The sequence below is a fragment of the Vibrio sp. 1751 genome (assembly GCF_033339895.1).
Taxonomy (GTDB): Bacteria; Pseudomonadota; Gammaproteobacteria; order Enterobacterales; family Vibrionaceae; genus Vibrio; species Vibrio alginolyticus.
Genome location: NZ_JAWOVM010000069.1, coordinates 1 through 25,000 on the forward strand (window position 1 = coordinate 1; position 25,000 = coordinate 25,000).

Genomic DNA, 25,000 nt, shown 5'->3' on the forward strand with positions numbered 1-25,000 from the left:
GTATGCGCAAGGTGTGCAGGAAGGATCAGCTTCGATTCAATCAAACTGAAGATCAAACAAAGAATCACGACCCCCGCGATACCATAAAAGAAGGCACTATCAATACCACTAGACAACAAGAAAGGAGCAAACACAGCAATTGTGGTTAACACACCGAAAGTGGCTGGTGTGGCAACACGTTTTACACCACGAACCACGTTTTCGACGCCACCGCCTTTTTCTTCAATTTCGCTGTAAGCGCTCTCTCCCATCACGATGGCGTCATCAACTACAATACCGAGCACCATAATGAAGGCAAAAAGAGACACTATGTTTACCGTGATCCCTAATGCAGGCATCATCATTACGGCACCGAGAAAACAGACAGGTAGCCCAATCATTACCCACATAGCCAAGCGGAAACGTAGGAAAATGGTCAGCATAATCGCGACTAATGCAGCGCCTTGCAGCAAGTTTTTCAACATCATGTCGAGACGCCCATTTAAATAATAAGTCGTATCAACTAAGACTTTGAGCTTAACATCCTGCGGCAATGTCTTGTTTTTTGCTTCAATATAATTACGAACGGACTGTGCAACAGGGATAATGTTCTGATCACGAGTTGCTTCAACAGACATGTAGATCGCATTTTGCCCTGAGTATTCAAAATAGCGCTCTTCTTCCGTAAAACCATCTTTGATCGTGGCGATATCTTGCAGTAAAACCTTTGCACCATTTGCGCCAAGCTTTACAGGAATATTTCTAAACTCATCACCACGGTAGTATTGGTTTTCAATCCTTACTGCAATCATCCCTGAATTTGTTTTTACTTCGCCCGCAGAAAAGTTAGCTGAATAACGGCTGATCGCGCTGCTGATATCGCTCAACGTCAGGTCGTATTTACGAAGAACAAGTGGGTCAACTTCAATCGCTATTTCTTCTTCTGGCGCACTCAGATACACCAGCATGACGTTTTCTAACTGAAGTAATTCATCTTCGATTTGCTTAGCAAGCGGTTTAAGCTCCTCGAGCGGTCGGTCCCCAACTAACCCCATTTCGATTACATCTTGGCGCCATTCAACTTGGTAGACATTGATTGGTTCCATACCCGCTGGTAAGTTAGACAAGGTATCAATACGTTGGTTTACATCATCTAAGACACGCTTGATATCGGCATTAACGTCTACCTCGATGGAAACATACGCGCTACCTCTAGAGGCCGTTGAGACTGCTTTTTTAATCCCGGTGACGTCTTTAATCGATTCCTCGACCTTAACGAGAATACTCTCTTCTATCTCTTGAGGAGAAGCGCCAGGATAAGTCGCACGAACATCAATGTAGTTCACCTCAATATTCGGAAACATCTGCCTTTGAATAAAGAGAAAACTCACCACACCCATGATAATGATGAACACCATCAAAAGGTTGGCAGCGACGGGATTATTCGCAAAATAGGCAATTAAGCCCTTTTGTTTAGTATCTTCCATGACATACTCCTACTTACTGTACGACGGTTTCGGAGTCGTCACTCTTTTTTGCAATTTGTACCGCCATGCCTTTTTGAGGGTACTCTGGTAAGGTCAGTACCAACTTATCACTTTGCTCTAAACCTTCGCCAACCAGCAAAAACTCACCTTCTGCTCTCAAAACCGTGACGGTTCTGGGTTGAAGTTGATTATCGCCATTCACCACCCACACGGTACGGTTTTTAACTAATTCCTGTGGTAAGCGATAGATATGCTTAAGTTCCTTACCAGTGAAACTCACTTCAACGTAGGAGCCGAATTTAATCGGAGGCTGCTGGTTATCGACACCGTATGGGTCCGCGATTTGAATGACCATGTTAATCATTCGGGTAGCGCTATCAATCATGCCTAAATCACGAACTACTCGACCTTCTCTAGTGGTAGAAAAGACACCTTGCTGCGTCACTGTCGCAGTGAGTTCACCAATGGATTCGGGTAAAAATGCACTATCAAAACCGGCAATGGGTACGTGCACCTCTGCCACTTCGATGTTGTTTAACGTGGCAACTCGAGAACCAGATGTAACAAATTGACCAACACCAATATCACGCTCAACAACCAGCGCATCGTAAGGTGCAACGACTTTGCAATTTTCTAACTCTCTTTTTGCTCGTTTGAGTGCCGCTTGAGCCGACTTCACTTGGGCTTGTGCGCTCAAAACGTGAGGTTTGCGTAAATACAAATCCGTCACTTGCTTATCGCTCAGTCTCTTTGCCTGACGTTTTGCCACTTCGGCTTTCGCTTGTTCCTCAATCAAGTTTGCGCGTGCACTAGCTAAATCGGCTTCAGCTTGTAGAACCGACGCTTCATAGTTGTCACTTTCAATTGTGAAAAGAACCTCTCCTCGTTTCACGATGCCACCCGTTACAAAATTCGGGTGCCAACTTATCACTTCACCACTGACTTGCGCGGAAAGGTGTGTTTTTTCAAAAGGGACTAATTCACCGTGACTGGTAATCACCACTTTGTGATCAGTAGGAAAAAGAGAAGAAGCCTGAACAGTAGGTTCTGTAATTGCATCTTTGGTTGACTCTTTTTCCGGCGCAGTTGCGGCAATTGCAGCATATCCTGCATAAGAGCCTCCAACGACGACGAAGGGTAAAAGCCAACGTAATATGGGTTTTGCTAACATCGAAAATCCTTTTTTATTGTTGTTTTCAACACCACACTTTTATTCAGTCCATTGCTCCGGGTAAGCATGGTGGTGAGAGAATTGAATTTGAATAAACATCAAAGCGGCACTTGCCTAGTCTTTTAAGCAGCGAACTAGATAGTTATTGCCAATTCAAAGTTAATAAAATTAACAAAAAATTAACCAACTGCGCAAGTTGCTCTGACTTAACTTTTATTCTAAACAGCAAATGACATGCCAAGCATTTATTTATTAAAAATCATATAGTTATATAAAAACCATTATTTTATCCAGTGTGCTATTGGTCATAATCACCAGATATTAGTGATTATGACCAATACGGCCATAATGATAATTAAAATAAATGATTATCTGCGCTCTAAAAGTTGAACTTAGTGCAGGCTCTATGGCAATTCATTGATTAATCGCTCGTTATCAAACGGTTCTGGGTGCATGTGGCGTCAGCTTAAGTCTATAATTTGGAGTAGGTAACACTCTGTAAGACAAGGAAATGTGCTTTGTTACAAACGCTCGCCAAGTTGCTCTTCCCCTCGCTGCTCACTATTTTATCGGCATGCTCATCCGTATCGTTGAATGACGCCAGTGAAAAGTCCACCAGCTTTCAGCTCGGTTATCAAAAGGATTCTGTTCTTGCGCAGTACTTTGAAGCTTACGGGAGAGACCCTAAGTCCATAACTGGCTTTGCACCGTTAAATCAGGGACACGATGCCCTTCTTGCTCGAACCTCTTTGATCGAGTCCGCCCAGAAAAGCCTTGATCTTCAATACTATATTTACCGTGGTGACGAAACGAGTCAGCTAATAACGTGGCGCTTGTATGAAGCGGCAAAGCGTGGTGTTCGAGTAAGGCTGTTGCTTGACGATATGCAAAAGCGAAACGACGATGTGATGGCTGCCCTCAATGCACATCCTAATATAGAAATCCGCTTATTTAACCCGCATCAGTATCGCGACTCCCGTTGGTTCGCTCTTGCTAGCGATTTTGAACGCCTTAATCGTCGTATGCACAATAAGTCTCTGATTGCAGACAGTGTTTCCGCCATTGTCGGAGGTAGAAATATCGGCAATGAATACTTCTCTTTTGAATCGCAAGTTGAGTTTGGTGATTTTGATCTTCTGCTCTATGGTGAGGCGGTACAACAAACTGCCGATCAGTTCGACCTCTACTGGAATAGCGCCTATTCGATACCAATGGAATGGATTACACCGAATTCGCAGCAAATTACCGACCAAGCGATTCAAAAGCAGGTCAATAAACTCCGGTTAAAGGAAAAGTTTTCAACCGGCCGCTATGACTTCACTCAACTGGATATGTACCAAGATCTAAAACAAGGCAAACTCAAGCTCTACTGGGGAGAAGCGAAAGTATGGTTTGATCTGCCCGATAAAGTCGCGACCCGAGAGAGCCAACTTATTGATAATTTGTCGGAATTGGTTAAAAGTGTTGAGGATTCATTTGTGCTCATTTCTCCCTATTTCGTTCCAACTGAAGCAGGTACTCAAACATTAAGTAACGCGGCCAAGCGAGGCGTTGATATCACGATTGTGACCAATAGCCTCGCGTCTAACGATGTGTTTGCCGTGCATGGTTGGTACGCAAAATATCGAAAAGATCTACTCGAAGCTGGAATCAAGCTTTGGGAAGTAAAAGCGAGCGCGAAACTCAAAAGTAAGTGGAGCCTCACGGGGAGTAGCAGAGCAAGTTTACACGCTAAAGCAATGACGATTGATAACAAAACACTTTTCGTTGGTTCGATGAACTGGGACCCACGTTCGGCCGCTTTGAATACCGAAATGGCCGTTGTTATCGAACAGCCAGAATATGTGCAAATGTTTCTAGAACAACTGCCGAATCAACTGTCGAGTAACGCCTACGCCTTAACTCTGCGCGACGGGGACATTGTCTGGACCGACGTAAAAACAGGCGAAGAATACGACTCCGAACCAGAAGCAGGAGTATGGCGAAAAATGGGCGCTTGGTTCTCCGGAATATTACCGATTGAAGATCAGCTATAACAGCTGCCAATACTGCAAACCTCCCCAGTCAAGCAAAACAAAATGGACGCTAGTTTTGGGCAGGGGACACAACCAACATAAGGAAGTTCAATGCCAGCGCAATGGAATGAATACTATCAGAAAATTTTAAGCCAACCTCACCGCCCAAACGTGGAAAATGCCCTGAACCTACTTAAGATAGAAGGCAAAGTCGCTCTCGATATTGGCTGCGGAATAGGTCGAGACAGCCACTTTCTCCTCGAACAGGGATTTAAGGTTCACGCATGTGATAGCAATGAAAATGCAGTAAAAACTTGTTTAACACGCTTTGAAGGTAATAAACGATTTTCGGTTTCGCAGTGCTGTTTTACTGAATTTAATTACCCTAAGTGCAGCTTGGTTATCGCAAATGCCAGTTTGTTCTTTTGCCCTGACACAGGCTTCAAACAAGTCTGGACAAAAATAGACAGCGCATTACAACCGGGCGGTATCTTCTCCGGCGATTTCTTGGGAGTGAAAGACTCCTGGGTTACCTCCGAAATGCACCCAAACATTACCGCATTAACAAAAAAGGAAGTGGAAAGCTTATTCGAAGGTTACGACCTCATTTCATTGCATGAAAGAGATGAAGACGGGACCACTGTAGTAGGAAGCCAAAAACATTGGCACATGTTTAGTGTGACCGCTCGAAAGCGCTAAAAATGGTCTCTCAGTAAAGAAAGCAGCACTTCAAATCAGTGCTGCTATCAGAGATTAATTGACGGGATACACCACTTCAAAACGCTCTAAAACCAGCGTACGTTTCTCATGCCAATCGATGTTCAACTCATCGCATTCAGCTTTAAAAAATGCAGTATGAGCATCACGCCACCAGTTTAAGGTTCTATCACCTTCGCCTTCTGCGAAGGCAAACTCTGCGGTTACATCCTCATATTTGCATGTACTTACGTCAGTAATTCGTATCACGCAAACCGGGTCCCCATCCCAATTCGTCACTACTTGTAAATGACCGACTTGGGGCATGATTTCACCATGCTCTCGATACCAAAGCTCCAAACTGCACGATGCAGTTTTCTGTCCAATACGAACCAAATCTGCGCATACATTCGCGTTGTATTCATCGGCACAATAATAGTCAGCACTGACTGATGGTACAGCTTCCCTTTGTTCTGGTGATAATAATTCTAGGAATTGTTCTAAGTAATCCTTAGCTCGCGCGTCCATGCTCACTCCATTAATCATAAATTCGCAAGGAGGATAAAAGATATCACAACAAATAACCATCAGGAACAAACTGAAAAACAACAAGAATATGACTTCTACGAAGACGACTGTTATTTCTTTTGTAATAACTTTGCTAAACGTTTGTGCTATTTGCTATTGTTGCATGGTCTATCTGTACTCTTCTCGTGAAAGGACGTTATATGCGCTTATTTATTGGTATTTTTTTCTCGCTGATACTTGCCTTGCCAACAATGGCATCGGAGGAAAAGTATTCAGAATCGGATCTGTTAGATAGACCATTAATGGAACGCTATATTTTAGATGAACTAAAAGCGCTGCGTCAGGACTATCAAAGCCTAGAAAAGCGAATGATCACAGAGATCACCGATCGCGAGCTAACGGTCGCAGATAAATCGTTGAACTATGCCAACGTGACCGTTACATACTTCTTCTACATCATTGCTGGTGTCGCATCGCTGATTGCCTTTGTCGGATGGCAATCTCTGCGCGAGTTTAAACACAACACCAAAGAGATGGCTGATAAACGATTGGAGAAGATCGCCCAAGAATACGAGAAAAAGTTTGTCGCCCTTGAGCGAGATTTAAAACGCAAAACTCGCATTATCAGCGAAAACAACAAAGAGATTGAGAAAATCAACGAGATCCATAACTTATGGCTACGTGCACAAAGCTCTCAAACTCCAGAACAACGTATTGAGATCTATGATGAAATCTTATTAATTCGTCCAGGTGATTTAGAAGCGTTGACTTACAAAGCCGACGCAGCGATGGAAATCAACGAATACCATTGGGCACTTAGCATTTGTAACCGCGTACTTGAAGTCGATTACACCAACGGCCCTGCACTGTATCAACGCGCGTGTGCATACTCTCGCCTTGGTATCGAAGAGCAAGCTATTGAAGACTTGGAACGCGCAATTGAATACAGCCCATCCATTCGTGATTTACTTGCCGAAGAACGAGACCTCGAATTGCTGCACGGTAATGAGCGTTTTGAAAAGCTCTTACATCTAGCAAGCGAATAATGGAATAAACAGCATGAGCAGCCACTTTAATCTAGAAGACGCTAGCCAAGTATTGGTTGGCGCTTTTGCCCTAGCAGTCCCGATCTCATTTTCGGAGGAAGCGTGGCGATTGGGTGAGAGCCTACCAATGGCAAACTTGCTCATGCTGTTAAGTCTTTCTGTCATTTTCCTCAGTTTTTTCGCGTATCAAAGCGTGTTTCAAAGCCACATCAAGAATCGCGTATCCATCTTTATTTTTCGTGTGGTTATCGCGTACCTCATTGCGGCCGTTGTGGTAGCGTTAGTTCTTTTCTGTCTTGATAAACTGCCACTCATGAATGAGCCTTTGGTTGCGATAAAACGCGTTATCGTCATCACAATGCCTGCTTCGATGGGCGCGATCGTAGTCGACAGTTTCGACAAAGAATAGAGATAATCGCTACTCTTCTTCTAACGTTAAGTTCGACCCCGAGTGGTCTTTCCCTAATACATCTTCTGGGTTTCGAAGTGCGCAGGTTTCTAACGACAAGCACCCGCAGCCAATGCATCCGCCTAAATCGTTTTGCAACGCTTTAAGTTTTTGAATCTTTTGTTCTAACTGTTCATGCCAATGGCTTGCCATTTCTTCCCATTGCGCTTTGTTAGGGGCTTGGTGTTTCGGCAGTTCATCTAACGCATGTTTAATTTCTTCTAACGACAACCCAACTTGCTGCGCTGCTTTGATCACCGCAACACGGCGCAACACACTGCGATGGTAGCGACGCTGATTACCTTGATTTCTCCAGCTCGAAATCAGTCCTTTTTGCTCGTAAAAATGTAGGGCAGATACTTTCACTCCAGAACGTTTTGCCACTTCTCCTACGCTGATTTCCATCCTTGACTCCCTGCGTATCAATTTTGTTAAAAAAATGCTTTACCTCAAGTTTACTTGAGGTTTTAAAGTTGCACCATCTTAATTAACGCTAAACCCCGGCGATCTCAAGATAATGTATTCAGCGCGAACGACTTGGTTGTTAACCACAAGACAGTTGGACATCAACCTTTTGAAATCCATCGGGAGTTAGAGGCAAACATAATGAAAAATAAAACTCAGCCGTACTTAGCTGGCCGCTTCTTCGACAGTATCTCCTCTGGCTTATTCATGATGGCGCTGCCATGGGTCATGCTTTCCGAACCTAACATGGGCACTTTCGTAGCTTTAGTTTCTCTGAGCTGCACCGCGATTTCTTTTCTAGCAACGCCTTTCTTTTCCACTTTAATTGACCGACATTCACGCAAAGTACTACTCGTGCTCAATCAATGGATTCAATCGGGTATGGCTTTGGTGGTGTTCATTGCTTATTGGTTAGGGTTTGAGTCACACTGGTTGCTGGCTTTTGCGCAATTGGTGTATTGGGTTTCGAGTAATTTTGCATGGACGACCAACAACGCCTTCACCCAAGAAAATTATCAGCACCATGAGTATGCGAAAATTTCGGGTCAGCAAGAAATTGTAATGCAATCCACAACCCTCGGAGCTGGCGCGTTGGGTATTGTTTTGCTTGAAATGTGGGGTATGAAAGAGTTTGCTTTGTTTGCGGCCAGCGCCTCTGCGTTAGCAGCGATGTTCTATATTCTGACGCCTTATACCCAACAATTAAGGGCGTCAAAATCCGTTGCTTTCATCGCGCAACTCAAAGAGAGCAAACAAATATTCCGTCTCGAACCCCGATTTTATGGCTTTATTCTGCTCTCTTGCCTCTCTTATCCTGCATTGACGTATTTGAGCAAACTGGTGCCGATTTGGTTTTCTGAACAAGGCATCTCTGGCGATTGGTTTGCAGGGTTCAACATCAGTTTTGGCCTCGGTTCGTTGCTAACCGGCTTTATTGTCACCAAAGTGCTAAGCCGTGCCTCCCATAGCCACATTATGTTCGCTTCGATGGTTATGGTATCTTTTGCGCTTATCGGGATGAGTTTTGCGATGAGCCCGCTGACCATCTTATTGTTTACGGCGCTGTTTGGCGTATTTAACGCGCTAAATCGCATTGCGAGAGTCAACTGGATGCATCACACCGTAGCGGTTCATCAACGAGGTCGCGTCGATGGCGGCATCAGCATGTTTGCCACCACCATTCAATCTCTCAGTTACGTCCTGATTGCAATGTTGAGTCATTACGAACTAACACAATACGGTTTTGCAATCGCAGCTGCTGTCATGGTGTTAGCAGTGATTTTGATGGGATTACTCAGCCGAGACGTCGAGCCGTTTAACGACCTGCCCCTTCATGCAGCAGCAAAGTGAAGCATAGAAATTGAGAAGTTGAGAAATTGAAAAAGCGAGATAGGAAGGCAACCAACATCGTCTTCCTATTTTTTACGCCAGCACTTTTGCCTCTATCGCTTATCAGCAAGGTTGGGTATTCTGAAGTGACCAACATGAGCAGGGGGAAATCGCAGTGAACTTAAGGCAATTAGAAGTCTTTTACGCCATTATGCAAGCAGGAACGGTGTCAGGCGCGGCTCGCTTACTGCACGTTTCCCAACCTAATGTCACTCGAGTTCTCGCCCATACAGAACAACAACTGAGCTTCGCTTTATTTGAGCGTGTAAAGGGCCGTCTCGTTCCCACTCAAGAAGCCAAAGCCTTATTGCCAGAGGCTGAAAAAGTCTATCAACAACTCGGACAATTTCGCTCTCTGACCAACAAAGTCAAACAGGGAACTCAACATTTACGAGTTGGTGCTCCGCCTGTTTTGGCCGCACACTTGTTAGCGCCGACTGTCGCGTTGTTATCGAAAGAGCACAGCATCTCCTTTGAGCTCTTAACGGCCAATCGCGATGAGCTGTGCTCAGGTTTACTGAAACATGAACTGGATGTCGCCATTGCGTTCGGTGAAGAAACACCACCAGCGATCATGGGGCACGTGTTATTGAAAGAAAACTTAGCACTGATCGCTCCTAAAAGCGCAGCGATACCCGCAGAAAAAACCGTCATTTTAGAAGAACTCATCAGTCACGATTTACCCATTATCGGTTTAGATAGCCGAGACCCTCTGGGCTTGCTGTTACATCAAACCTTGTCAGCGCGTGACGAGCATTATCAACATGCCATTACCGTCCGCAGCTACTCCGCGGCGGCTGAACTGGTGAAAAACGAAGCAGGATTCGCGATTGTAGACCCTTGGACTGCAAAACAATATCGCCAAGATAATGCCGTTTCCGTGCATGCTTTGGAGCCAAATATGTCCTTCTCTGTCTCTATTTTATTCGCAGAGCACACACCTCAATCCATTGCGACAAAGCAATTTATCACCGCCCTAAAACAACAGATGGTTTAAAGGTATAACCTGAAGTTATACCTGCCTAAAAAATAAGCATTCGGTTTCCTAAATCAGTCTGGCTACATTAATGAGCAATAACGATGACGAAGGGAACCATCATGCAAATTGCTCAACCTTACCTACTTTTTCTTGGCGATGTAACCGATCCACTCGCAGCAAAAACCGCGCGTGGCATATATCAATGGCGACCTGAGATTTGTCTTGGCCAAATCCGCCTGACGCCAGAAACCGTATCGCTTAGTTTAACCGACATGACACTACAACAAGCGCAGCAGCAAGGAGCAAAAACGCTGGTGCTTGGCACTGCAAATCCAGGAGGCGTCATTCCCGAAGCTTGGCAAGCAACCTTACTTGAAGCGGCAGAGATGGGATTTGAAATTGCATCGGGCATGCACCAACGTTTGGCGGAACTTTCTCCTCTTGCCGATCTAGAACAACGCGGATTAACCAAACTGTATGATGTTCGCCATTATGATGCCCCGCTCAAGGTCGGCAATGGCAAAGCTCGCGCAGGCAAGCGAGTACTTACTGTAGGAACAGATTGCTCCGTTGGCAAAATGTACTCTGCCCTCGCCATTGAGCACACATTAAAGCGTAAAAACTGTCGCGCAGAGTTCAAAGCAACGGGTCAAACTGGAATTCTCATCGCAGGCAGTGGCATTTCAATTGATGCCGTAGTTGCCGATTTTATCTCCGGCGCAGTAGAAACGATCAGCCCTGAGTTCACCGATCACGATTGGGACATCATCGAAGGGCAAGGTTCGTTATTTAACCCTTCGTTTGCTGGCGTAAGTTTGGGCTTACTTCACGGCGCACAAGCTGACGCTCTGATACTGTGCCATGAGATTGGTCGCCCGCACATCCGCAACTTACCACATGCGAGCTTGCCAACCATTGAACAAACGATAGAAGCGAATCTGGCCGCTGCTCGCCTAACAAATCCAAACGCTCAATTAGTGGGTATTTGCTTAAACACTTCGGCGCTCAGCGAAGAAGATGCTGCCCAGTTATGCCAGGATTGGAGCGACAAATACCAAGTGCCCGTCACCGACCCTGTACGTTTTGGCGTTGATGCGGTTGCAGATAGGCTCCTTACGATTTAAGAAACATTTACGGTTTAGAAAATAACTGCGGTTTAGGGAAAACTAGTGAGATGAAAATTCATGTAGAACCTGTCACGATTGCCATGGCGACACCATTTCGCATCTCTCGCGGCAGTCGGACAGAGTGCCACGTAGTCCGAGTGACAATTGAACATCGAGGCATGACCGCCCAAGGTGAATGCACGCCATACCCTCGTTATGGTGAATCGGTTGAATCGGTGATTAAGGCGATTTCTCACGCCGCACATGAACTGCAAAGTTTGTATGCCAAAGGCGAAGCTGATGTCATGGTTCTCAAAAGCCAGCTTCAATCGTTATTACCCGCAGGGGCGGCAAGAAATGCATTGGATTGCGCCCTTTGGCATCTTCACGCGCTTTTGAGCCAAAAGCAGCAGGTTCACGACCTCTTTACGTTGCCCGAGGCGATTGTGACGGCGATGACGGTTTCTATCGACAAGCCGCAAGCGATGGCAAAACAGGCACAAGCTTACCTTAGCCAAGGCGCAAAACTGCTTAAGGTAAAACTGGATGGTGAAAACGTGATTGAGCGCGTTGCAGCAGTACGCGATGCCGCGCCGCACGCACAAATTGTCTTAGATGCGAATGAAGCGTGGCAAAACCTCGACCTCGCGACGGTATTTGCTCAACTCGAACCGTTTAATATCACCATGATCGAGCAACCGTTGCCACAAGACTGCGACGACGTACTCGCCAGCATTCCGCACCCCATTCCACTTTGCGCCGATGAAAGTTGTCACACCAGAGAGCAATTGCATCAGTTGGTTGGCAAATATGAAATGGTGAACATTAAGCTAGATAAAACTGGCGGGCTCACTGAAGCACTATTATTATCCGACGACGCCCAAAAACTCGGTTTTCGCCTCATGTCCGGTTGTATGTTGGGGACGTCGCTTGCGATGCGTGCTGCCTTACCCATTGCTGCTCAGGCAAGCGTTGTCGATCTTGATGGCCCGTTGCTGCTCGGACAAGATGTAACGCCAAGCTTGGTTTATTGCGACGGCGAAATCGTTCTTTCCAAATAGCCTAAACAATCCAGAGGTTTTGCTCCAAAAGTCAGAACCTCTGAGTTTATGATCTCGATTAAAAAACAATCAGCCCCATCATGAAATAAGTCACATAAATTATATGGTTATTGAGGCATACTAAGATTCCAGTAGTCCAAGAAGGTGGTCTTATGCATCGAGTCATCCGGAAAATGACGTGGAAAACGAATAGGCGGTAATCCCGCCCTACTCCAATGCAGTGCGTGGGTTTCTATAACAACCCACTTCCTAGCAATTCGTAGGTTTTTCACGCCATCTTGCAAGGAGGCTCTATGCCTATCAACAAAATACGCAATATCGCTTTTGTCGGCCAAACCGGGACCGGTAAAACCACGCTGATAGAAAAACTGCTCTTCACCTGCGATGCCACGCACCATTTAGGCAGCGTAGAAAAAGGCGATACCGTTACCGACTTCGACCCTCAATCCATCCAATATCAACACAGTATTGAAGCAACGCCAGTCGCACTGCGCTGGAATAAACACCGGCTCAATATCATCGACACTCCGGGACAAAACGAGTTACTTGGCCGTACTATCAGCGTTTTTCCTGCCGTTGAAACATCTGCCCTTGTCATCGACCCTCAAACCCCACTTAACCAAACTTCCGATCGCTTATTCACCTTTGCTAAAGAGCAGCAAAAATGTCAGATGATCATTATCAATAAGCTCGATAACCACGGTAATCAGTTAGAAAGATTGATGGAGAACATCGTTGAGCATTTTGGTGACCACTGCTTGCCGATCAACTTACCTTCGGCTGACGGGGAATCTGTAGTTGACTGCTATTTCGAACCAGAATTGGGACGAGAAACCTTACTTGCAACGGTAGATGAAGCTCATGAGACCTTAATTGACCAAGTCATCGAAGTCGATGAAGAACTGATGGAACTGTATCTGGAACAAGGCTCCGAACTCACCGCAGAGCAACTGCATGATCCGTTTGAAGAAGCACTAAGAACTGGACATGTGATTCCGGTCTGTTTTGTCTCAGCACAAACCGGCACGGGCGTCGAGTTGCTGCTGCGCACCTTGGCGGAGATCATGCCCATGCCAAACGAGGGTAACCCTCCTCAACTGGAAAAGAACGGCAAAAAAATCAAAGTAAATTGCGAAACCTTAGAGCACACCGTCGCACACGTGTACAAAGTCAGCGTCGACCCATATATGGGAAAACTTGCCTACTTACGTGTGTATCAGGGGGAAATCAATGCGGGCAGCCAGCTTTATATTGGCGAAAGCAACAAGGCATTTAAAGTTGGGCACTTATATCAACTGCAGGGCAAAGATAGAACCGAGATCCCTCGCGCGCTTGCGGGCGACTTCTGCGTTTTAGCCAAAGTGGATGATCTCGAATTCGATTCAATCGTTCATGACTCTCACGAAGAAGATGGTGTTCAACTCAAAACGTTGGATCTTCCTGACTCCATGTATTCTTTGTGCTTGAAACCTCTTAAGCGTGGAGATGAGCAAAAATTAGGAGATGTGCTGAATAAAATCGCCAGTGAAGACCCTTCTCTGCGCATCGAACATCGCGCTCGCACCAACGAAACCATCATCAGCGGCCAAGGAGAGTTTCACCTCAAAGTCGTATTAGAAAAGATGGCGAACGTGTACAAACTGGACGTCGAAACCTGCCAACCAAGCGTCGAATACTTTGAAACCATCACCAAACCTGCCGAAGGGCATTATCGACACAAAAAACAAAGTGGCGGTGCAGGCCAGTTTGGTGAAGTGCAATTGAAGGTTCGTCCACTCGAACGTGGTGCCGGATTTAAGTTCATCAACAAAGTGGTGGGTGGCACCATTCCAACCGCGCTCATTCCTGCTGTTGAAAAAGGTATTTTGCAAGCGTTAGAGGAAGGCGCGATTTCTGGCAACCCAATTAAGGATGTGGAAGTCACCGTTTATGACGGTAAATATCACTCCGTCGATTCAAAAGAAATTGCGTTTGTCATCGCAGGTAAGAAAGCGTTTTTAAATGCGATTAACAACGCCGATCCTATTGTGCTAGAACCCATTGTCCAGATGGAACTGCACATCCCAACCGCGAATGTTGGCGATGTTTCTGGTGATTTATCTGGAAACCGAGGCTTAATCGAAGGCTCCGAGCCAATAGACAGCAGCTTCACCTTACTCAGAGCCAAGTCACCTGTAAACGAGCTGCAAGATTACGCTCGTCGATTACGCTCTATCACTGGTGGTGAAGGCAGCTTTAGTATGACCTTAAGCCATTACGAGCCTGCGCCACCAGCAGTGCAAAAACAGGTCTGCCAAGGCAGTACACAACAAGGTTAATTCCCTAAGATTCAAATCAATCACATAAACAAAAAAGCGCCCTCATTTTGAGGGCGCTTTTATGTAAAAGAAAAATTATTTATCGAGAGACAAACCTATCTGACTGATTTTGCTTTCAAACTCTTCGATGCTGTTCGCTTTGTAAGTCGGAGCACCGTTAAAGTAGCGCGGTTTCTCTGGCAGCATCGCATTTTTCAGCTCTTGTTCTTGATCGATATTGTCATGGTAAACCGTTACACGATTTGGAATATCCTGCTTCATTACAGCCATTTTGGTTCTCCTTTATTAAGACGAATAGTAAGCGTAGAACGAATTTATCGGAGTACAGGCGAGACTGTGTAAAATTTAGACACTCACAGCAAAATCATATTTAAACAGTTGCATTTAATATTTTTGAGGCACTTTGTCGTGGCTATTGGCAAACGTGAGTGCAGCGATTAAGGTGAGCTCTCTCTACATGAAGACAGGAAGTCCGGTGTCGCAACAAGAACTCAACCAAATGGGCAGTGCCAAAGTTTTTCTCATCGAAAAAGATGGCGTCCAAGTAATAGAAAAACGTAACCCTACTCAAATAGAAGTGGCGTTTTATCAACGCTATGCCGAGCAGTTTAACGCGCTTGGAATACACGTACCGCGCTTGATTCAACTCGACGACCAGAAAAACGTTCTGTACATTGAATACGTTCCCCACGCAGTCGAGCAAGCATTCTTACTTGAAGATGATCGAGTCATTGAACAACTCGTCAAACTGCACCAACTTCCACCAATATCAGATGGTATTTATCACCGCCACCAGTGGACACCACAAGCGACTCAACAAGCACTCACTACACTTAAACTGGGCTCAGAGACAGAACAGTTCTTCCACCAGCTACAACAACGATCGGCGCACCTTTTCGATGGGCAGAACTTGATCTCCGGAGACACGAATGCAGGAAACTGGGGACAGCGTAGAAATGGCGAGCTGGTGCTGTTCGACTGGGAGCGCTTTTCTACAGGGCATGTCGCGATAGATTTAGCGCCGCTCATCGAGGGCATGGGCACATTTGATGATTACTTGAACGTAGCAGGCAAGTATATAACGTGCGCAGAGAAAGGTGAAACAACAGAATTGGCGCGCGATATCGGACTAGCAAAAGCGTGGATCGTTGTCGAGGTAGTCAACATACTGGTCTCCAGAGAGAATCCGCAGACCAGCAAGTATTTGGACTGGTTTCGGCAAACCTTGCCGCAATGGGCCAAAAGCCTTAGTGCTCAGGTGATGAGTTAGGCTCTGAGATTTGATGTAAACGCCTTTCAGGTTCTGCGCATGAGGTTTCGCAGTTGCATACTTTATCAACACCGACGTTGTTTAAACCGCCGCAACTTCCTTGAATACGCTTGTTATGAAAAATGACGCCAAGTGACATCAACAAAATGATTGCGAGAAAACCAAGAAAGGTAAATAACCAAACCATATTAACCTGCCTTATTAGCCATCGACTCTAGCTTAAGTATAGCAGGGCTAGATGTTGCTTTGAGTAGCGCTTTAGGTCTTGCCAACAAGGAGGTTTTTGATTTTTGGCCACCACAACCACAGGAGCCGCAGCCGCCTTTTTGTTTGTGAACACTTTTCTTATGATTGTTTGATGGGCGTCCTTGAGAGGGCTCAATCAAAGGCTCTCTTGGAACCGCAAGCACATCTTCCAATGAACTACGAGTAGACAGCCTAAATACTGGCGTGCCACTGCTAAGTAGCTTTGCCAATACACGTTCACCAATATTTCGCACAAGAACAGCATCCACATTGTACCCTTGTAGAGACTGAATCAACTGAGACTTCGCATTACAACCCGCTTGTGGCATAGAAGCAATGTTCGCTAAGTTTTTTAGCATACCGTCAGTATCAGAATAAATAGCGATGTATGGTGCTTTTACAAAGTGGTTTGCCACCCGCTCACCATCATTAGGAATAGCATAAATCATAAGTTTGACTCCTCATTCGGAAAAACTAATGCATGACCTTCAACTAAACTTTTTGCGACTTTCAATCTTGCACTTTTTACTGTGTTACCAAAAGTTTGTCTAGAAACGCCCATCTGCTCCGCAGCTTGCTGCTGGCTAAGCCCCTCTAAGTCGGCTAAACGTAGCGCTTCTAACTCTTCTGGTAATATGGCGACTTGCTCCAACTGATTAAATGGAATGCCATTGGGCTTAAAGCAATGGTGAGCCGCACGTCCGCATATTCGTCTTTCTATCTTTGGTCTTGCCATCATTGTCCCTCAAAAACACAGAGTCAAATTACGCCTTAAACTGGCATATGCCAATAACATTTTTAGCATATGCCAATAAACTAAGTTTGCAAAAATCAACACGACAAATACGTAATACATCAGCATTAATTAGACATCTAATAATTTAGGAATTTTGATGACAAACGAACAAAAAGATCAATTCTAATTAACCGGATAATAAAAACGTTAGTTTGCGCAGATTTTTCATACAAATACACGCTAATGTGTTCATTTTATTGAAGAAGAAAAACTATAATCCAAGCAAATCATTAGTTTGAACACTAATGATTGTTTTATTTAAAAGGATGTATACCTAAGGACGAAAAAGAGAAGTTTGACGACATTGGCCTGAGCTTAAAGGGTAATACTTTCGATAAAGAACCTGTCGAACGACCATTACTTGGCCTAGGTGCCCTACTCTTCTTGCCAAATTAAGTTTCTTGAAAGCGCTTAGGTATATCAGAAAAAGGAAGTACATATGTCTGACTCAAATTGGCTCAGCGAATTCCCGGAAATGGATGCCTCTGATCTCAGGGCGATTCGCAAAACACTCGACGGCGCCTACAGAGATTTCTCTCGCGAGTATGGTGAACTCATTGAGTCTCTGTTTGATCCGCTCCTGGCGTTTCTTGTCTGGTTTGAAAAACTTCTGATTTCTACACCTTGGTTCATTATTTTAGGTGTCTGCACCACTCTCGTTTATGCCGCTAGCCGCTCTTGGAAACTGGCCGCTGCATGTTTTGGTTCGCTGATTCTGATTGGCTATTTTGGAATGTGGGAAGATACTATGCGCACGCTCAGTATCATCACTGTATGTACTATGCTTGCCATCGCACTTGGTATCCCTATCGGCATCGCTATGGCGCGCTCTAATCGCATTCAGTCGGTGGTAACACCATTACTCGACGTCATGCAAACCATGCCGGCATTTGTGTATCTCATTCCAGTTGTGATGTTATTGGGCATCGGGAAAATTCCTGGCCTTATCGCAGTAGTGATCTACGCGATTCCACCGGTTATTCGTTTAACCAATTTGGGCATTCGTCTAGTTGATAAAGAAGTATTGGAAGCCGCAACCGCATTTGGTGCCAGCACTCGGCAACGGCTTTTTGGGGTTCAGCTTCCGCTTGCAATGCCAACCATCATGGCGGGAATTAACCAAACGATCATGATGGCACTGTCAATGGTGGTCATCGCATCAATGATTGGGGTAAAAGGTTTAGGTCAGCCTGTTCTAAAGTCTATTACCAATCAATATTTCACTCTTGGTCTTCTCAATGGTTTAGCAATTGTCGCCCTAGCAATCCTTTTTGATCGTGCTTCACAAGCGTATGCGAAACGCACTCAAGCTCATTTAGGAGACTCAAAACATGACTAGTCCACTTATCGAAATCAGCGGTCTGTATAAAATCTTCGGCCCCAAGCCCAATAGCGTGATTGAGCGCGTTAATTTGGGACATAGTAAAGAGCAGGTTTTAACGGAAACGGGCCACACGGTCGGACTAAAAGACATCAACCTGCAAATTCAAAAGGGTGAAATTTTTGTCATTATGGGATTATCCGGTTCTGGAAAATCCACCATGATTCGCCACTTCAACCGATTAATCGATCCAACCATGGGGCAGATTTTGGTAGAAGGGGTGGATGTCATGCAACTTTCGAACAAAGAGCTTGAACAGTTTCGCCGTCACAAGATGTCTATGGTGTTCCAGCGCTTTGGTTTGCTGCCTCATCGCACTGTTATCGACAACATCGCATATGGTTTGGAAGTTCAGGGAATGAATAAAGAGGCGCGCTTAGAAAAAGCAAATGAATGGTTAGAAACCGTTGGACTGACGGGTTATAAGCACCAGTATCCTGCTCAACTATCGGGTGGACAGCAACAGCGTGTGGGCCTTGCACGGGCACTGGCTACCGACGCCGAAATACTGTTGATGGACGAGGCTTTTTCAGCATTGGACCCTCTGATTCGGAGCGAAATGCAAGATCAGCTGGTAGAGCTGCAACAGAAGCTGCACAAAACCATTATTTTCATTACTCATGATTTAGATGAAGCGCTTCGACTTGGCGATCGCATCGCGATTCTTAAAGACGGTGAACTTGTCCAACAAGGTTCACCAGACGAAATTTTACTGCATCCTGCCGATGAGTACGTTGAAGCCTTTGTAAAAGACGTCAATAGAGCGCGAGCACTGACGGTCGAAACGCTGATGCAGCCACCTTCGTACTGTGTTCGCGCTGAAACCATTGAAGATGCGCTGAGTGAAATGAAACGTGTTAAACGTGATTATGCCTACCATGAGACCAATGCAGGCTATCAAGGCGTGATAACACAGCAAGGATTGCTAAACGCAGCGAAGTTAACTCACCTATCAGATTGGCGTGATGATATCTATGAAGAGGTGCCTATCATCTCTCCACATTTAGCCATTGAGCAAGTGCTGACTGAAGTCATGTCGTGTGAACATTCACTGCCCGTCATCGATGAGCACGGCCATTTGAAAGGCGAATTAAATCGTCAGGTTATTGCGGAGCTGTTTTCTGATCAACGAAGCACAAAACGAGGCACTTCACGCTCAAGCTTCAATAACGTTTCTTAGATGATGTTGATAATACACCTCACAATAATGTGGGCTGTTATCAATTAACTCGCTCCCACTCCCCTTTTTAGATATTTATCTGTGGGCTCAAGCTTGATACCCAAATCAACATTTACATTGTTCTGATTTTCCTGACAATTTCATGCTCATATCCGGTTTTATTGACATAGTTAGATCATTCTATTGCTTTTTGATGACGCAAATCCTCGATAAATGTCTACTATTACTCTCATACAAAATCTTGATTTAAAGAGGGATAAAATGAAAAAGACAATGTTGGCACTAACAGGCGCGGTAATCATTCTTGCAGGCTGTCAAGATGAGAAACCTGCCGAAACAAGCGCAGTTGAAGTACCTCAGGCAACGGAAACTGAAGTCACCACCAGTGCAGACGTTACGACTGAGACAATTGACACGTTACCAGTAGAAGAAGAACAGGTAATTACTGAAGAGACATTTGTAGACTCTGAACACAACGCACAAAGTGCTCTGGACTGGAACGGCACCTACAAAGGAACACTACCTTGCGCGGATTGTGCTGGTATCGATATGACCATCACACTAAATCAAGATGGCACTTACGTACTTGAAGAAAGCTACCAAGACAAAGAAGACGGTCAATCAAAATCTGAAGGTCAATTCACTTGGGACGCAAATGGCAGCATCGTAACGTTGACAAATGAAGATGCACCAAACCAATACTTTGTTGGTGAAAACGTACTTATGAAGCTAGACATGAATGGCGAAAAAGTAACGGGTGACCTAGCACCACTATACAACTTAACGAAACAGTAAGAAGTTAGTATCAATACCTGATAAATACCCCAAATCCGAGCCACCCCAGCTCGGATTTTTCGTTATTTTAACGAAAGCTATTCCAGCAACCTTTCTATTCTGAAGCAACATTCTGCTTCTTACCCTGATTGTTCATTACATTTCCATACGCTTTGCCGATAGATGCTTACAACGTCATTTTGTACAGTGTTCAAAACAAAACAGAACAACTCGGAAAAATGATGAAAAAAACATTAATTGCACTACTTACTCTGACAGCTGCTGGCTCAGCTTTCGCTGGCGATACTTACATTCGTAACGGTAACATCTACAACAACGAAGGCGGTTGGAACGTAGAAGCTGGTGTGGCTCAAGGCAGCGATCTTTTCAAAGATCAAAAGCATAATACAGCACCAATTCTCAACGGTGGTTACCATGGTGACGACTTTAATGCCGACCTAAGTGGCATTAACTACCGCTTCTTCGGTAACACCAATGAGTTAATCAACATGAGTGCCTACCTTGTAGGTAGTGGTGTAATGCGCGACGGTGATACAGCGAAAAGCCTGAAAGGCACAGATAAACGCCGTTTCGCCGTCGATCTAGGTTTAAACGCAGACTTTACACTGGATCAAAACAACGTCATTTCTACGTACCTTCAGCACGATATCAGTGGCGCTTACAAAGGTTACTTAGCGGGCGCGACTTACTTCCACATCATGAAATTCGGTAGTGTTGATTTTGTTCCTTTTGCTAACCTAACTTATCAAAGTGAAGACTACGTAGATTACTACTTTGGTGTAAAACAACGCGAAGCAAACGCAAACCGCAAAGCATACAAAGGTGATTCAACGGTAAGCTATGGTGTGGGCTACAAACTTGTTATGCCAATCAACGACAACTGGCAAGTAAGCCAAATGACACAATACACGCGCCTAGGCAGCGGTATCAGCGACTCATCTATCGTTGATAGTGCAAACCAATGGGTTGTTGGCGCAAGTGTGTCGTACAACTTCTAATCCGATACGCCCTTATAAAGCCATCATTTCGATGGCTTTATGCGTTGGACATTTGCATAATCTTGAACACAGACTCTAGTGTGAATGAGCAATCCATAACCTATGTAAATCGCTATAGCCTGTATTCTTCACCTGCACACCTCGCACTTGCTGTGTTTTTGTCACTTCTTCGTAGCCAACAAACAAAGGCAAATATAGGTACTGATCGCGCAGCGCTTTCTCTAGGTTTAATAAAGACTGTAGCGAGTGATCATCTGCCATCGCCCTGCGAACCTTTTCTCTGTGCCTTAACATCTGGCTTTGATCAAAACTAAAACGCAGTCCAGTTGCTATCGACAGCCATTCGAAGATGCCATATTCAAATGGTGCTTCCATGACTTCCTCAATGAAGAGCAAATCTGCTTGGTGAGACACTACCTCAGGAAAACTAATGTCATCAATAACGACGATCTCCAACTCCAATCCCGTTGCACGAATCACACTGTGCAACCATTCGGAATGACGAATTAAACTCGGTATCGTCCAGACAGGTTCAGCTAATACCACTTTACCTTTCAGTTTAGGTATCACAACACCATCTGTTATTGATAAATCTTGCTCGTGAGTCTCTAACTGAATGCTGTCAACGGCACTTGGCGCATCATAAATTCGCTTTTGCACATGGATGTAATCAGCGAGTTGATACCAAGTTTCTTTTGTGAGTTGGGATTCCGCACGTTCGCGGTAGGTCAGATATGAAAATGCGCTAATTTTTTCCACTTCAACGTGATCGGAGCTTTGGTTAAAGCTCAACATATTTAAGGTTTTAACATCACCATGAGACAGCGTTATTTGATCTAACAATGCGCGTGCTGAAAAATACTCTTTGTGCGCTTCAAGAGTCATACTCTCCTGGTTCCAGCCGCTGATTTTAAATGGCCCAGTCCCTATGTGGTAGGAATAACTAGAACCGAAAGAGACGACATCTCGACACAGAATAGACGCATGAGGAGTTGCTAGCATGTATGGAAACAACTTGTTCGGATGCTTCAATATGATTTTTAAGCAGTTAGATGTTTCTGCAACCACGCTATCAATGCATTGCCAGAGCTCGTGAACTGGTCCTTTTATCTCCCTGAGTCTTTCTATACTCCAAACCACATCCTGTATGTTAAGGGGCTCGCCATCATGGCGATATATGCCTGGCCGCAACCATAACGTCATTACCTTGCCTTCCATTTTCCATTCATGTGCTAACGATGGCTCGATACCACCATTGGAATTTTGGGTCAGCAATACGTCATAAACGCTTTTCGCGACGTGTAATTCAGTGTGACGGTAAGTATTCGCAGGGTCGATTTTGGATACCCAAGGGTAAGAAGAAATCAAAATAGCGTTATTTGATTCATTCAATCGATTCACTTTTTCAGAAGCGATGGTTAGTGCTCTAACCGCGGTTTGACCGAACCAATCAATAAGTTTCGTTATTGAGTTCATTCTTCCTCTGCCAAGCTCCTCAACCAAAAACTCGGTCATCGCTTGTTGGAGGGAAATATTAATACTGAGACGGCTAGCGTTACTTCGGCCAATCGCAGGTTGCCAATCGACCCAATCGTAAGTGGCAAGCTTTTTCATCACAATAGAAACATTGCGCCTCGACGTGCAAATCACCGCTTCTAGCTCAGAAAGCGTAACAAGGTGATACTGGTGAGGTTCAAAGTGCTTTAACAGTAGATCCAGATACCTAAGATTGACATCGTTCACAAAGATTCCTAAGAGTTATTCCAAAGCAAAAAAATAGCACAGGACGCTTAGCAACTAAACTTCCTGTGCTATATCTAAACAAATTCAAAGCTTGGACTCAGCTCGACCAACAGAAGTCAAAAACGTTTACTAAGCCAAGAGGTAACTTGAATAAGTATACTTAGAAACGGTAGCTCATACCTACAGAGAATACATTGATGTCTGCATCAACCGTTACTTTTTCATTGCCAAATTTCGCAATGTCTAGCTCAGGCATCATGTATTCCCATTCAACTTGTAGAGCAAAGTTTTCAGTAATAGCGAACTCTGCACCTAAACCGTACATGCCTGTTACAGTGCTGTCAGAAATGGTGGTATGGCCTGCGCTACCGTCAATCACAGAGTTGCTAATTTTGAATTCAGCATTGAAGTAAGAAAGACCAGCTTTAGCAAAAAGGTTGAAACGATCGCCAATCGGTAGAGTCGCTTTTGGCTGAATCGATAGATACTTCATATCACCAACAGTAACAACTTTGCCGTCTAAAGCATCGTAGCCACCAATGGCTGCTTCTAGAGAAATGTATTCGTTGAATTTGTAACCACCGAATACTTTGCCTGAAAGGCTTGAGTCATCTTCAAGTTTAAGTTTAGTGCTAGCGTTAGTACCACCACCATTGATAGAGCCATTAACATCACCAAACGATGCTTGACCTACAGATGCACCAACGTAAGGAGCTGCGTTTGCAACAGAACATGTTGCTAGAAGGGCTGTCATTAGCCATGTTTTTTTAAACATTGTATTTCACTGCCTGTTAATTATTGAGGTTGTGTTTTGCCCATCCTTAAGCATGCCATGCTGTCCATTTCACTTGGTTTCAAAACCAAGTGGATGTTAATGAATAAAAACTCAATAAAACATGAAATATTTAGACACAACTTTGCCACTTTCTTTCTTAATTTTGACAATTTAGTCATTTCACAAGCATTGCTGCTTCAACCAGTTAGTGAGCTTGATGATTTCCGCTTGCTTGGCTCGACTCTTTTTATGAATAAAATAAAAGCTGTCTCCGGTTTCCAATCCATGAGAAGGGATGTACACCAAATCGTGCGCTTTATCTCTTTCATTGAGCATAAAATCATTCGCAAATGCGATGCCTTGGTCATAACGCGCCGCCTCTATTGCCAACAACATATGACTAAAATGTTGAACATCGACATCTTTCGGCAAGGTGTAACCGCCCGCTCTGCACCACTCTGCCCAATCTTTTCCTCTCTCTCGATAAATTGAGTCTGTCGACAAAATAGGGTATCGCCAAAGCGCTTCTGGAATCGGTTGATCTTGCAACTCTTTCCAAATTTTATGGCTGCAGACCGGATACAACGTCTCCGCGTATAACTTTACCGACATGTAGTTTCGCTTTGGCTTCTCTACCGTGATAAAACAATCGCCAACGCTGTCTGTCTGTTCAGGATCACCAACGACCATATTGAGTGTCAGATCGATTTCTGGATGTAGGCGCTTAAAATCAGACAAACGCGGAATAAGCCACTTTACGGCGAGCGAGCTATAAATCGCCAACCGTATGCTGCCTTTGTCCCCTTCTCGCACCTTTTGGCTGGCCATCGCAATTGAGCTAATTGCTGGGCTAATATCCTCTAAATAGCGGGTGCCCGTATCGGACAAAGAGAGCTTTCTGCCTTGGCGGATAAATAATGATTCACCCAAGTAATCTTCTAATAATCGTATCTGGTGGCTAACGGCACTTTGCGTCACATTGAGTTCTTCAGCAGCAAGCGAAAAGCTAGAGTTTCTGGCAACAGATTCAAAACAGTGAACCGCTCTGAGTGGTGGCAATTTCATTATCTAAAAATCTCATACTTAAACTAATAAATATCACTTCACTTCATCCTATGACATCACCTA

25 protein-coding genes are annotated in these 25,000 nt (G+C 44.6%); 14 read left to right on the forward strand and 11 right to left on the reverse strand.

Going from position 1 to position 25,000, the window contains the following annotated elements; all coding sequences use genetic code 11:
* Nucleotides 1–1,466: efflux RND transporter permease subunit (locus R7041_RS17785; protein WP_318128671.1), on the reverse strand; the 1,466-nt coding region annotated here is incomplete at its 3' end.
* A gap of 13 nt (nucleotides 1,467–1,479) precedes the next feature.
* Nucleotides 1,480–2,637, reverse strand: a complete 1,158-nt coding sequence (locus R7041_RS17790; RefSeq protein ID WP_025767993.1) for an efflux RND transporter periplasmic adaptor subunit — start codon at nucleotides 2,635–2,637, stop codon at nucleotides 1,480–1,482.
* Nucleotides 2,638–3,155: 518 nt separating this feature from the next.
* Here R7041_RS17790 and R7041_RS17795 point away from each other — a divergent pair.
* A complete protein-coding gene (locus R7041_RS17795; protein WP_064369409.1) occupies nucleotides 3,156–4,673 on the forward strand; it encodes a phospholipase D family protein in 1,518 nt (505 codons plus the stop codon).
* Between the two features lie 90 nt (nucleotides 4,674–4,763).
* Nucleotides 4,764–5,351, forward strand: coding sequence for a class I SAM-dependent methyltransferase (locus R7041_RS17800; protein ID WP_017635142.1), 588 nt, complete (start codon nucleotides 4,764–4,766; stop codon nucleotides 5,349–5,351).
* Between the two features lie 54 nt (nucleotides 5,352–5,405).
* On the opposite strand, the gene R7041_RS17805 is transcribed toward R7041_RS17800, so the two are convergent.
* Nucleotides 5,406–5,876 (reverse strand): ASCH domain-containing protein, encoded by a 471-nt coding sequence (locus R7041_RS17805; RefSeq protein ID WP_017635141.1) that lies wholly within the window; start codon nucleotides 5,874–5,876, stop codon nucleotides 5,406–5,408.
* Nucleotides 5,877–6,076: 200 nt separating this feature from the next.
* On the opposite strand from R7041_RS17805, the gene R7041_RS17810 reads away from it, so the two are divergent.
* Nucleotides 6,077–6,922 (forward strand): tetratricopeptide repeat protein, encoded by an 846-nt coding sequence (locus tag R7041_RS17810; RefSeq protein ID WP_005373890.1) that lies wholly within the window; start codon nucleotides 6,077–6,079, stop codon nucleotides 6,920–6,922.
* A gap of 13 nt (nucleotides 6,923–6,935) precedes the next feature.
* Nucleotides 6,936–7,331 carry a DUF2391 family protein gene (locus tag R7041_RS17815; RefSeq protein WP_005373896.1) on the forward strand — a complete coding sequence of 132 codons (396 nt, stop codon included), beginning with the start codon at nucleotides 6,936–6,938 and terminating at the stop codon, nucleotides 7,329–7,331.
* Between the two features lie 9 nt (nucleotides 7,332–7,340).
* Here the strand turns inward: R7041_RS17815 and soxR are convergent, their stop codons facing one another.
* Nucleotides 7,341–7,775 carry a redox-sensitive transcriptional activator SoxR gene (gene soxR / locus R7041_RS17820; protein ID WP_005373898.1) on the reverse strand — a complete coding sequence of 145 codons (435 nt, stop codon included), beginning with the start codon at nucleotides 7,773–7,775 and terminating at the stop codon, nucleotides 7,341–7,343.
* A gap of 201 nt (nucleotides 7,776–7,976) precedes the next feature.
* Between soxR and R7041_RS17825 the strand changes: the two genes are divergently transcribed.
* The 5 genes from R7041_RS17825 to fusA all read left to right on the forward strand — a co-directional run bounded on the left by R7041_RS17825 (nucleotide 7,977) and on the right by fusA (nucleotide 14,688).
* Nucleotides 7,977–9,185, forward strand: coding sequence for an MFS transporter (locus R7041_RS17825; protein WP_017635140.1), 1,209 nt, complete (start codon nucleotides 7,977–7,979; stop codon nucleotides 9,183–9,185).
* Between the two features lie 154 nt (nucleotides 9,186–9,339).
* Nucleotides 9,340–10,221 carry a LysR family transcriptional regulator gene (locus R7041_RS17830; protein ID WP_005387199.1) on the forward strand — a complete coding sequence of 294 codons (882 nt, stop codon included), beginning with the start codon at nucleotides 9,340–9,342 and terminating at the stop codon, nucleotides 10,219–10,221.
* 101 nt (nucleotides 10,222–10,322) lie between these two features.
* Complete coding sequence (dgcN, locus tag R7041_RS17835) at nucleotides 10,323–11,327, forward strand: N-acetyltransferase DgcN (protein ID WP_206949491.1); 1,005 nt, start codon at nucleotides 10,323–10,325, stop codon at nucleotides 11,325–11,327.
* A 50-nt stretch (nucleotides 11,328–11,377) separates the two neighbouring features.
* Nucleotides 11,378–12,370 (forward strand): N-acetyl-D-Glu racemase DgcA, encoded by a 993-nt coding sequence (dgcA, locus tag R7041_RS17840; RefSeq protein ID WP_085569195.1) that lies wholly within the window; start codon nucleotides 11,378–11,380, stop codon nucleotides 12,368–12,370.
* 293 nt (nucleotides 12,371–12,663) lie between these two features.
* Nucleotides 12,664–14,688: an elongation factor G gene (gene fusA / locus R7041_RS17845; RefSeq protein ID WP_206949441.1), complete on the forward strand. Its 2,025-nt coding sequence runs from the start codon at nucleotides 12,664–12,666 to the stop codon at nucleotides 14,686–14,688.
* Nucleotides 14,689–14,763: 75 nt separating this feature from the next.
* Here fusA and R7041_RS17850 read toward each other — a convergent pair whose 3' ends face one another.
* Nucleotides 14,764–14,958: a hypothetical protein gene (locus tag R7041_RS17850; protein ID WP_005373920.1), complete on the reverse strand. Its 195-nt coding sequence runs from the start codon at nucleotides 14,956–14,958 to the stop codon at nucleotides 14,764–14,766.
* A gap of 187 nt (nucleotides 14,959–15,145) precedes the next feature.
* On the opposite strand from R7041_RS17850, the gene R7041_RS17855 reads away from it, so the two are divergent.
* Entirely contained in the window at nucleotides 15,146–15,958 is an 813-nt protein-coding gene (locus R7041_RS17855) for an aminoglycoside phosphotransferase family protein (RefSeq protein ID WP_206949443.1), read from the forward strand.
* Here the strand turns inward: R7041_RS17855 and nqrM are convergent.
* From nqrM to R7041_RS17870, 3 genes are read right to left on the reverse strand one after another with little or no spacing between them, the layout of a single operon-like run.
* On the reverse strand, nucleotides 15,936–16,145 hold the full coding sequence (gene nqrM / locus R7041_RS17860) for a (Na+)-NQR maturation NqrM (protein WP_025768002.1): 210 nt from the start codon (nucleotides 16,143–16,145) through the stop codon (nucleotides 15,936–15,938). The two genes, R7041_RS17855 and nqrM, sit on opposite strands and share 23 nt — an antisense overlap.
* Before the next feature lies 1 nt (nucleotide 16,146).
* The gene (locus R7041_RS17865; protein ID WP_005373923.1) at nucleotides 16,147–16,653 is read right to left on the reverse strand and encodes a NifB/NifX family molybdenum-iron cluster-binding protein; all 507 of its coding nucleotides are present in this window, start codon (nucleotides 16,651–16,653) and stop codon (nucleotides 16,147–16,149) included.
* Nucleotides 16,650–16,940 carry a DUF134 domain-containing protein gene (locus R7041_RS17870; RefSeq protein WP_005373924.1) on the reverse strand — a complete coding sequence of 97 codons (291 nt, stop codon included), beginning with the start codon at nucleotides 16,938–16,940 and terminating at the stop codon, nucleotides 16,650–16,652. Before R7041_RS17870 ends, R7041_RS17865 begins: the two co-directional genes overlap by 4 nt.
* 499 nt (nucleotides 16,941–17,439) lie before the next feature.
* Between R7041_RS17870 and R7041_RS17875 the strand changes: the two genes are divergently transcribed.
* The 4 genes from R7041_RS17875 (at nucleotide 17,440) to ompV (ending at nucleotide 21,354) form a co-directional block, all read left to right on the forward strand.
* Complete coding sequence (locus R7041_RS17875; protein WP_005373926.1) at nucleotides 17,440–18,339, forward strand: ABC transporter permease; 900 nt, start codon at nucleotides 17,440–17,442, stop codon at nucleotides 18,337–18,339.
* Nucleotides 18,332–19,561 (forward strand): glycine betaine/L-proline ABC transporter ATP-binding protein, encoded by a 1,230-nt coding sequence (locus R7041_RS17880; RefSeq protein WP_206949444.1) that lies wholly within the window; start codon nucleotides 18,332–18,334, stop codon nucleotides 19,559–19,561. Before R7041_RS17875 ends, R7041_RS17880 begins: the two co-directional genes overlap by 8 nt.
* A gap of 261 nt (nucleotides 19,562–19,822) precedes the next feature.
* Entirely contained in the window at nucleotides 19,823–20,356 is a 534-nt protein-coding gene (locus tag R7041_RS17885) for a copper resistance protein NlpE (protein ID WP_005373930.1), read from the forward strand.
* A 221-nt stretch (nucleotides 20,357–20,577) separates the two neighbouring features.
* Nucleotides 20,578–21,354, forward strand: coding sequence for an outer membrane protein OmpV (gene ompV / locus R7041_RS17890; RefSeq protein WP_017635134.1), 777 nt, complete (start codon nucleotides 20,578–20,580; stop codon nucleotides 21,352–21,354).
* A 75-nt stretch (nucleotides 21,355–21,429) separates the two neighbouring features.
* Here ompV and R7041_RS17895 read toward each other — a convergent pair whose 3' ends face one another.
* From R7041_RS17895 to R7041_RS17905, 3 genes are all read right to left on the reverse strand, one after another.
* Nucleotides 21,430–23,097, reverse strand: coding sequence for an ABC transporter substrate-binding protein (locus R7041_RS17895; RefSeq protein ID WP_158155732.1), 1,668 nt, complete (start codon nucleotides 23,095–23,097; stop codon nucleotides 21,430–21,432).
* A gap of 160 nt (nucleotides 23,098–23,257) precedes the next feature.
* Nucleotides 23,258–23,872 (reverse strand): outer membrane beta-barrel protein, encoded by a 615-nt coding sequence (locus R7041_RS17900; RefSeq protein WP_005373936.1) that lies wholly within the window; start codon nucleotides 23,870–23,872, stop codon nucleotides 23,258–23,260.
* Between the two features lie 180 nt (nucleotides 23,873–24,052).
* Complete coding sequence (locus R7041_RS17905) at nucleotides 24,053–24,937, reverse strand: LysR family transcriptional regulator (RefSeq protein ID WP_005387224.1); 885 nt, start codon at nucleotides 24,935–24,937, stop codon at nucleotides 24,053–24,055.
* Between the last annotated feature and the right edge of the window lie 63 nt (nucleotides 24,938–25,000).

Bases quoted from the DNA above. Each gene is read 5' to 3' on its own strand.
- R7041_RS17790 (WP_025767993.1), bottom strand. From the start codon at position 2,637: ATGTTAGCAAAACCCATATTACGTTGGCTTTTACCCTTCGTCGTCGTT.
- R7041_RS17800 (WP_017635142.1), top strand. From the start codon at position 4,764: ATGCCAGCGCAATGGAATGAATACTATCAGAAAATTTTAAGCCAACCT.
- R7041_RS17805 (WP_017635141.1), bottom strand. From the start codon at position 5,876: ATGGACGCGCGAGCTAAGGATTACTTAGAACAATTCCTAGAATTATTA.
- R7041_RS17810 (WP_005373890.1), top strand. From the start codon at position 6,077: ATGCGCTTATTTATTGGTATTTTTTTCTCGCTGATACTTGCCTTGCCA.
- R7041_RS17815 (WP_005373896.1), top strand. From the start codon at position 6,936: ATGAGCAGCCACTTTAATCTAGAAGACGCTAGCCAAGTATTGGTTGGC.
- soxR (WP_005373898.1), bottom strand. From the start codon at position 7,775: ATGGAAATCAGCGTAGGAGAAGTGGCAAAACGTTCTGGAGTGAAAGTA.
- R7041_RS17825 (WP_017635140.1), top strand. From the start codon at position 7,977: ATGAAAAATAAAACTCAGCCGTACTTAGCTGGCCGCTTCTTCGACAGT.
- dgcN (WP_206949491.1), top strand. From the start codon at position 10,323: ATGCAAATTGCTCAACCTTACCTACTTTTTCTTGGCGATGTAACCGAT.
- dgcA (WP_085569195.1), top strand. From the start codon at position 11,378: ATGAAAATTCATGTAGAACCTGTCACGATTGCCATGGCGACACCATTT.
- fusA (WP_206949441.1), top strand. From the start codon at position 12,664: ATGCCTATCAACAAAATACGCAATATCGCTTTTGTCGGCCAAACCGGG.
- R7041_RS17850 (WP_005373920.1), bottom strand. From the start codon at position 14,958: ATGGCTGTAATGAAGCAGGATATTCCAAATCGTGTAACGGTTTACCAT.
- R7041_RS17855 (WP_206949443.1), top strand. From the start codon at position 15,146: ATGAAGACAGGAAGTCCGGTGTCGCAACAAGAACTCAACCAAATGGGC.
- nqrM (WP_025768002.1), bottom strand. From the start codon at position 16,145: ATGGTTTGGTTATTTACCTTTCTTGGTTTTCTCGCAATCATTTTGTTG.
- R7041_RS17865 (WP_005373923.1), bottom strand. From the start codon at position 16,653: ATGATTTATGCTATTCCTAATGATGGTGAGCGGGTGGCAAACCACTTT.
- R7041_RS17870 (WP_005373924.1), bottom strand. From the start codon at position 16,940: ATGGCAAGACCAAAGATAGAAAGACGAATATGCGGACGTGCGGCTCAC.
- R7041_RS17875 (WP_005373926.1), top strand. From the start codon at position 17,440: ATGTCTGACTCAAATTGGCTCAGCGAATTCCCGGAAATGGATGCCTCT.
- R7041_RS17880 (WP_206949444.1), top strand. From the start codon at position 18,332: ATGACTAGTCCACTTATCGAAATCAGCGGTCTGTATAAAATCTTCGGC.
- R7041_RS17885 (WP_005373930.1), top strand. From the start codon at position 19,823: ATGAAAAAGACAATGTTGGCACTAACAGGCGCGGTAATCATTCTTGCA.
- ompV (WP_017635134.1), top strand. From the start codon at position 20,578: ATGAAAAAAACATTAATTGCACTACTTACTCTGACAGCTGCTGGCTCA.
- R7041_RS17900 (WP_005373936.1), bottom strand. From the start codon at position 23,872: ATGTTTAAAAAAACATGGCTAATGACAGCCCTTCTAGCAACATGTTCT.
- R7041_RS17905 (WP_005387224.1), bottom strand. From the start codon at position 24,937: ATGAAATTGCCACCACTCAGAGCGGTTCACTGTTTTGAATCTGTTGCC.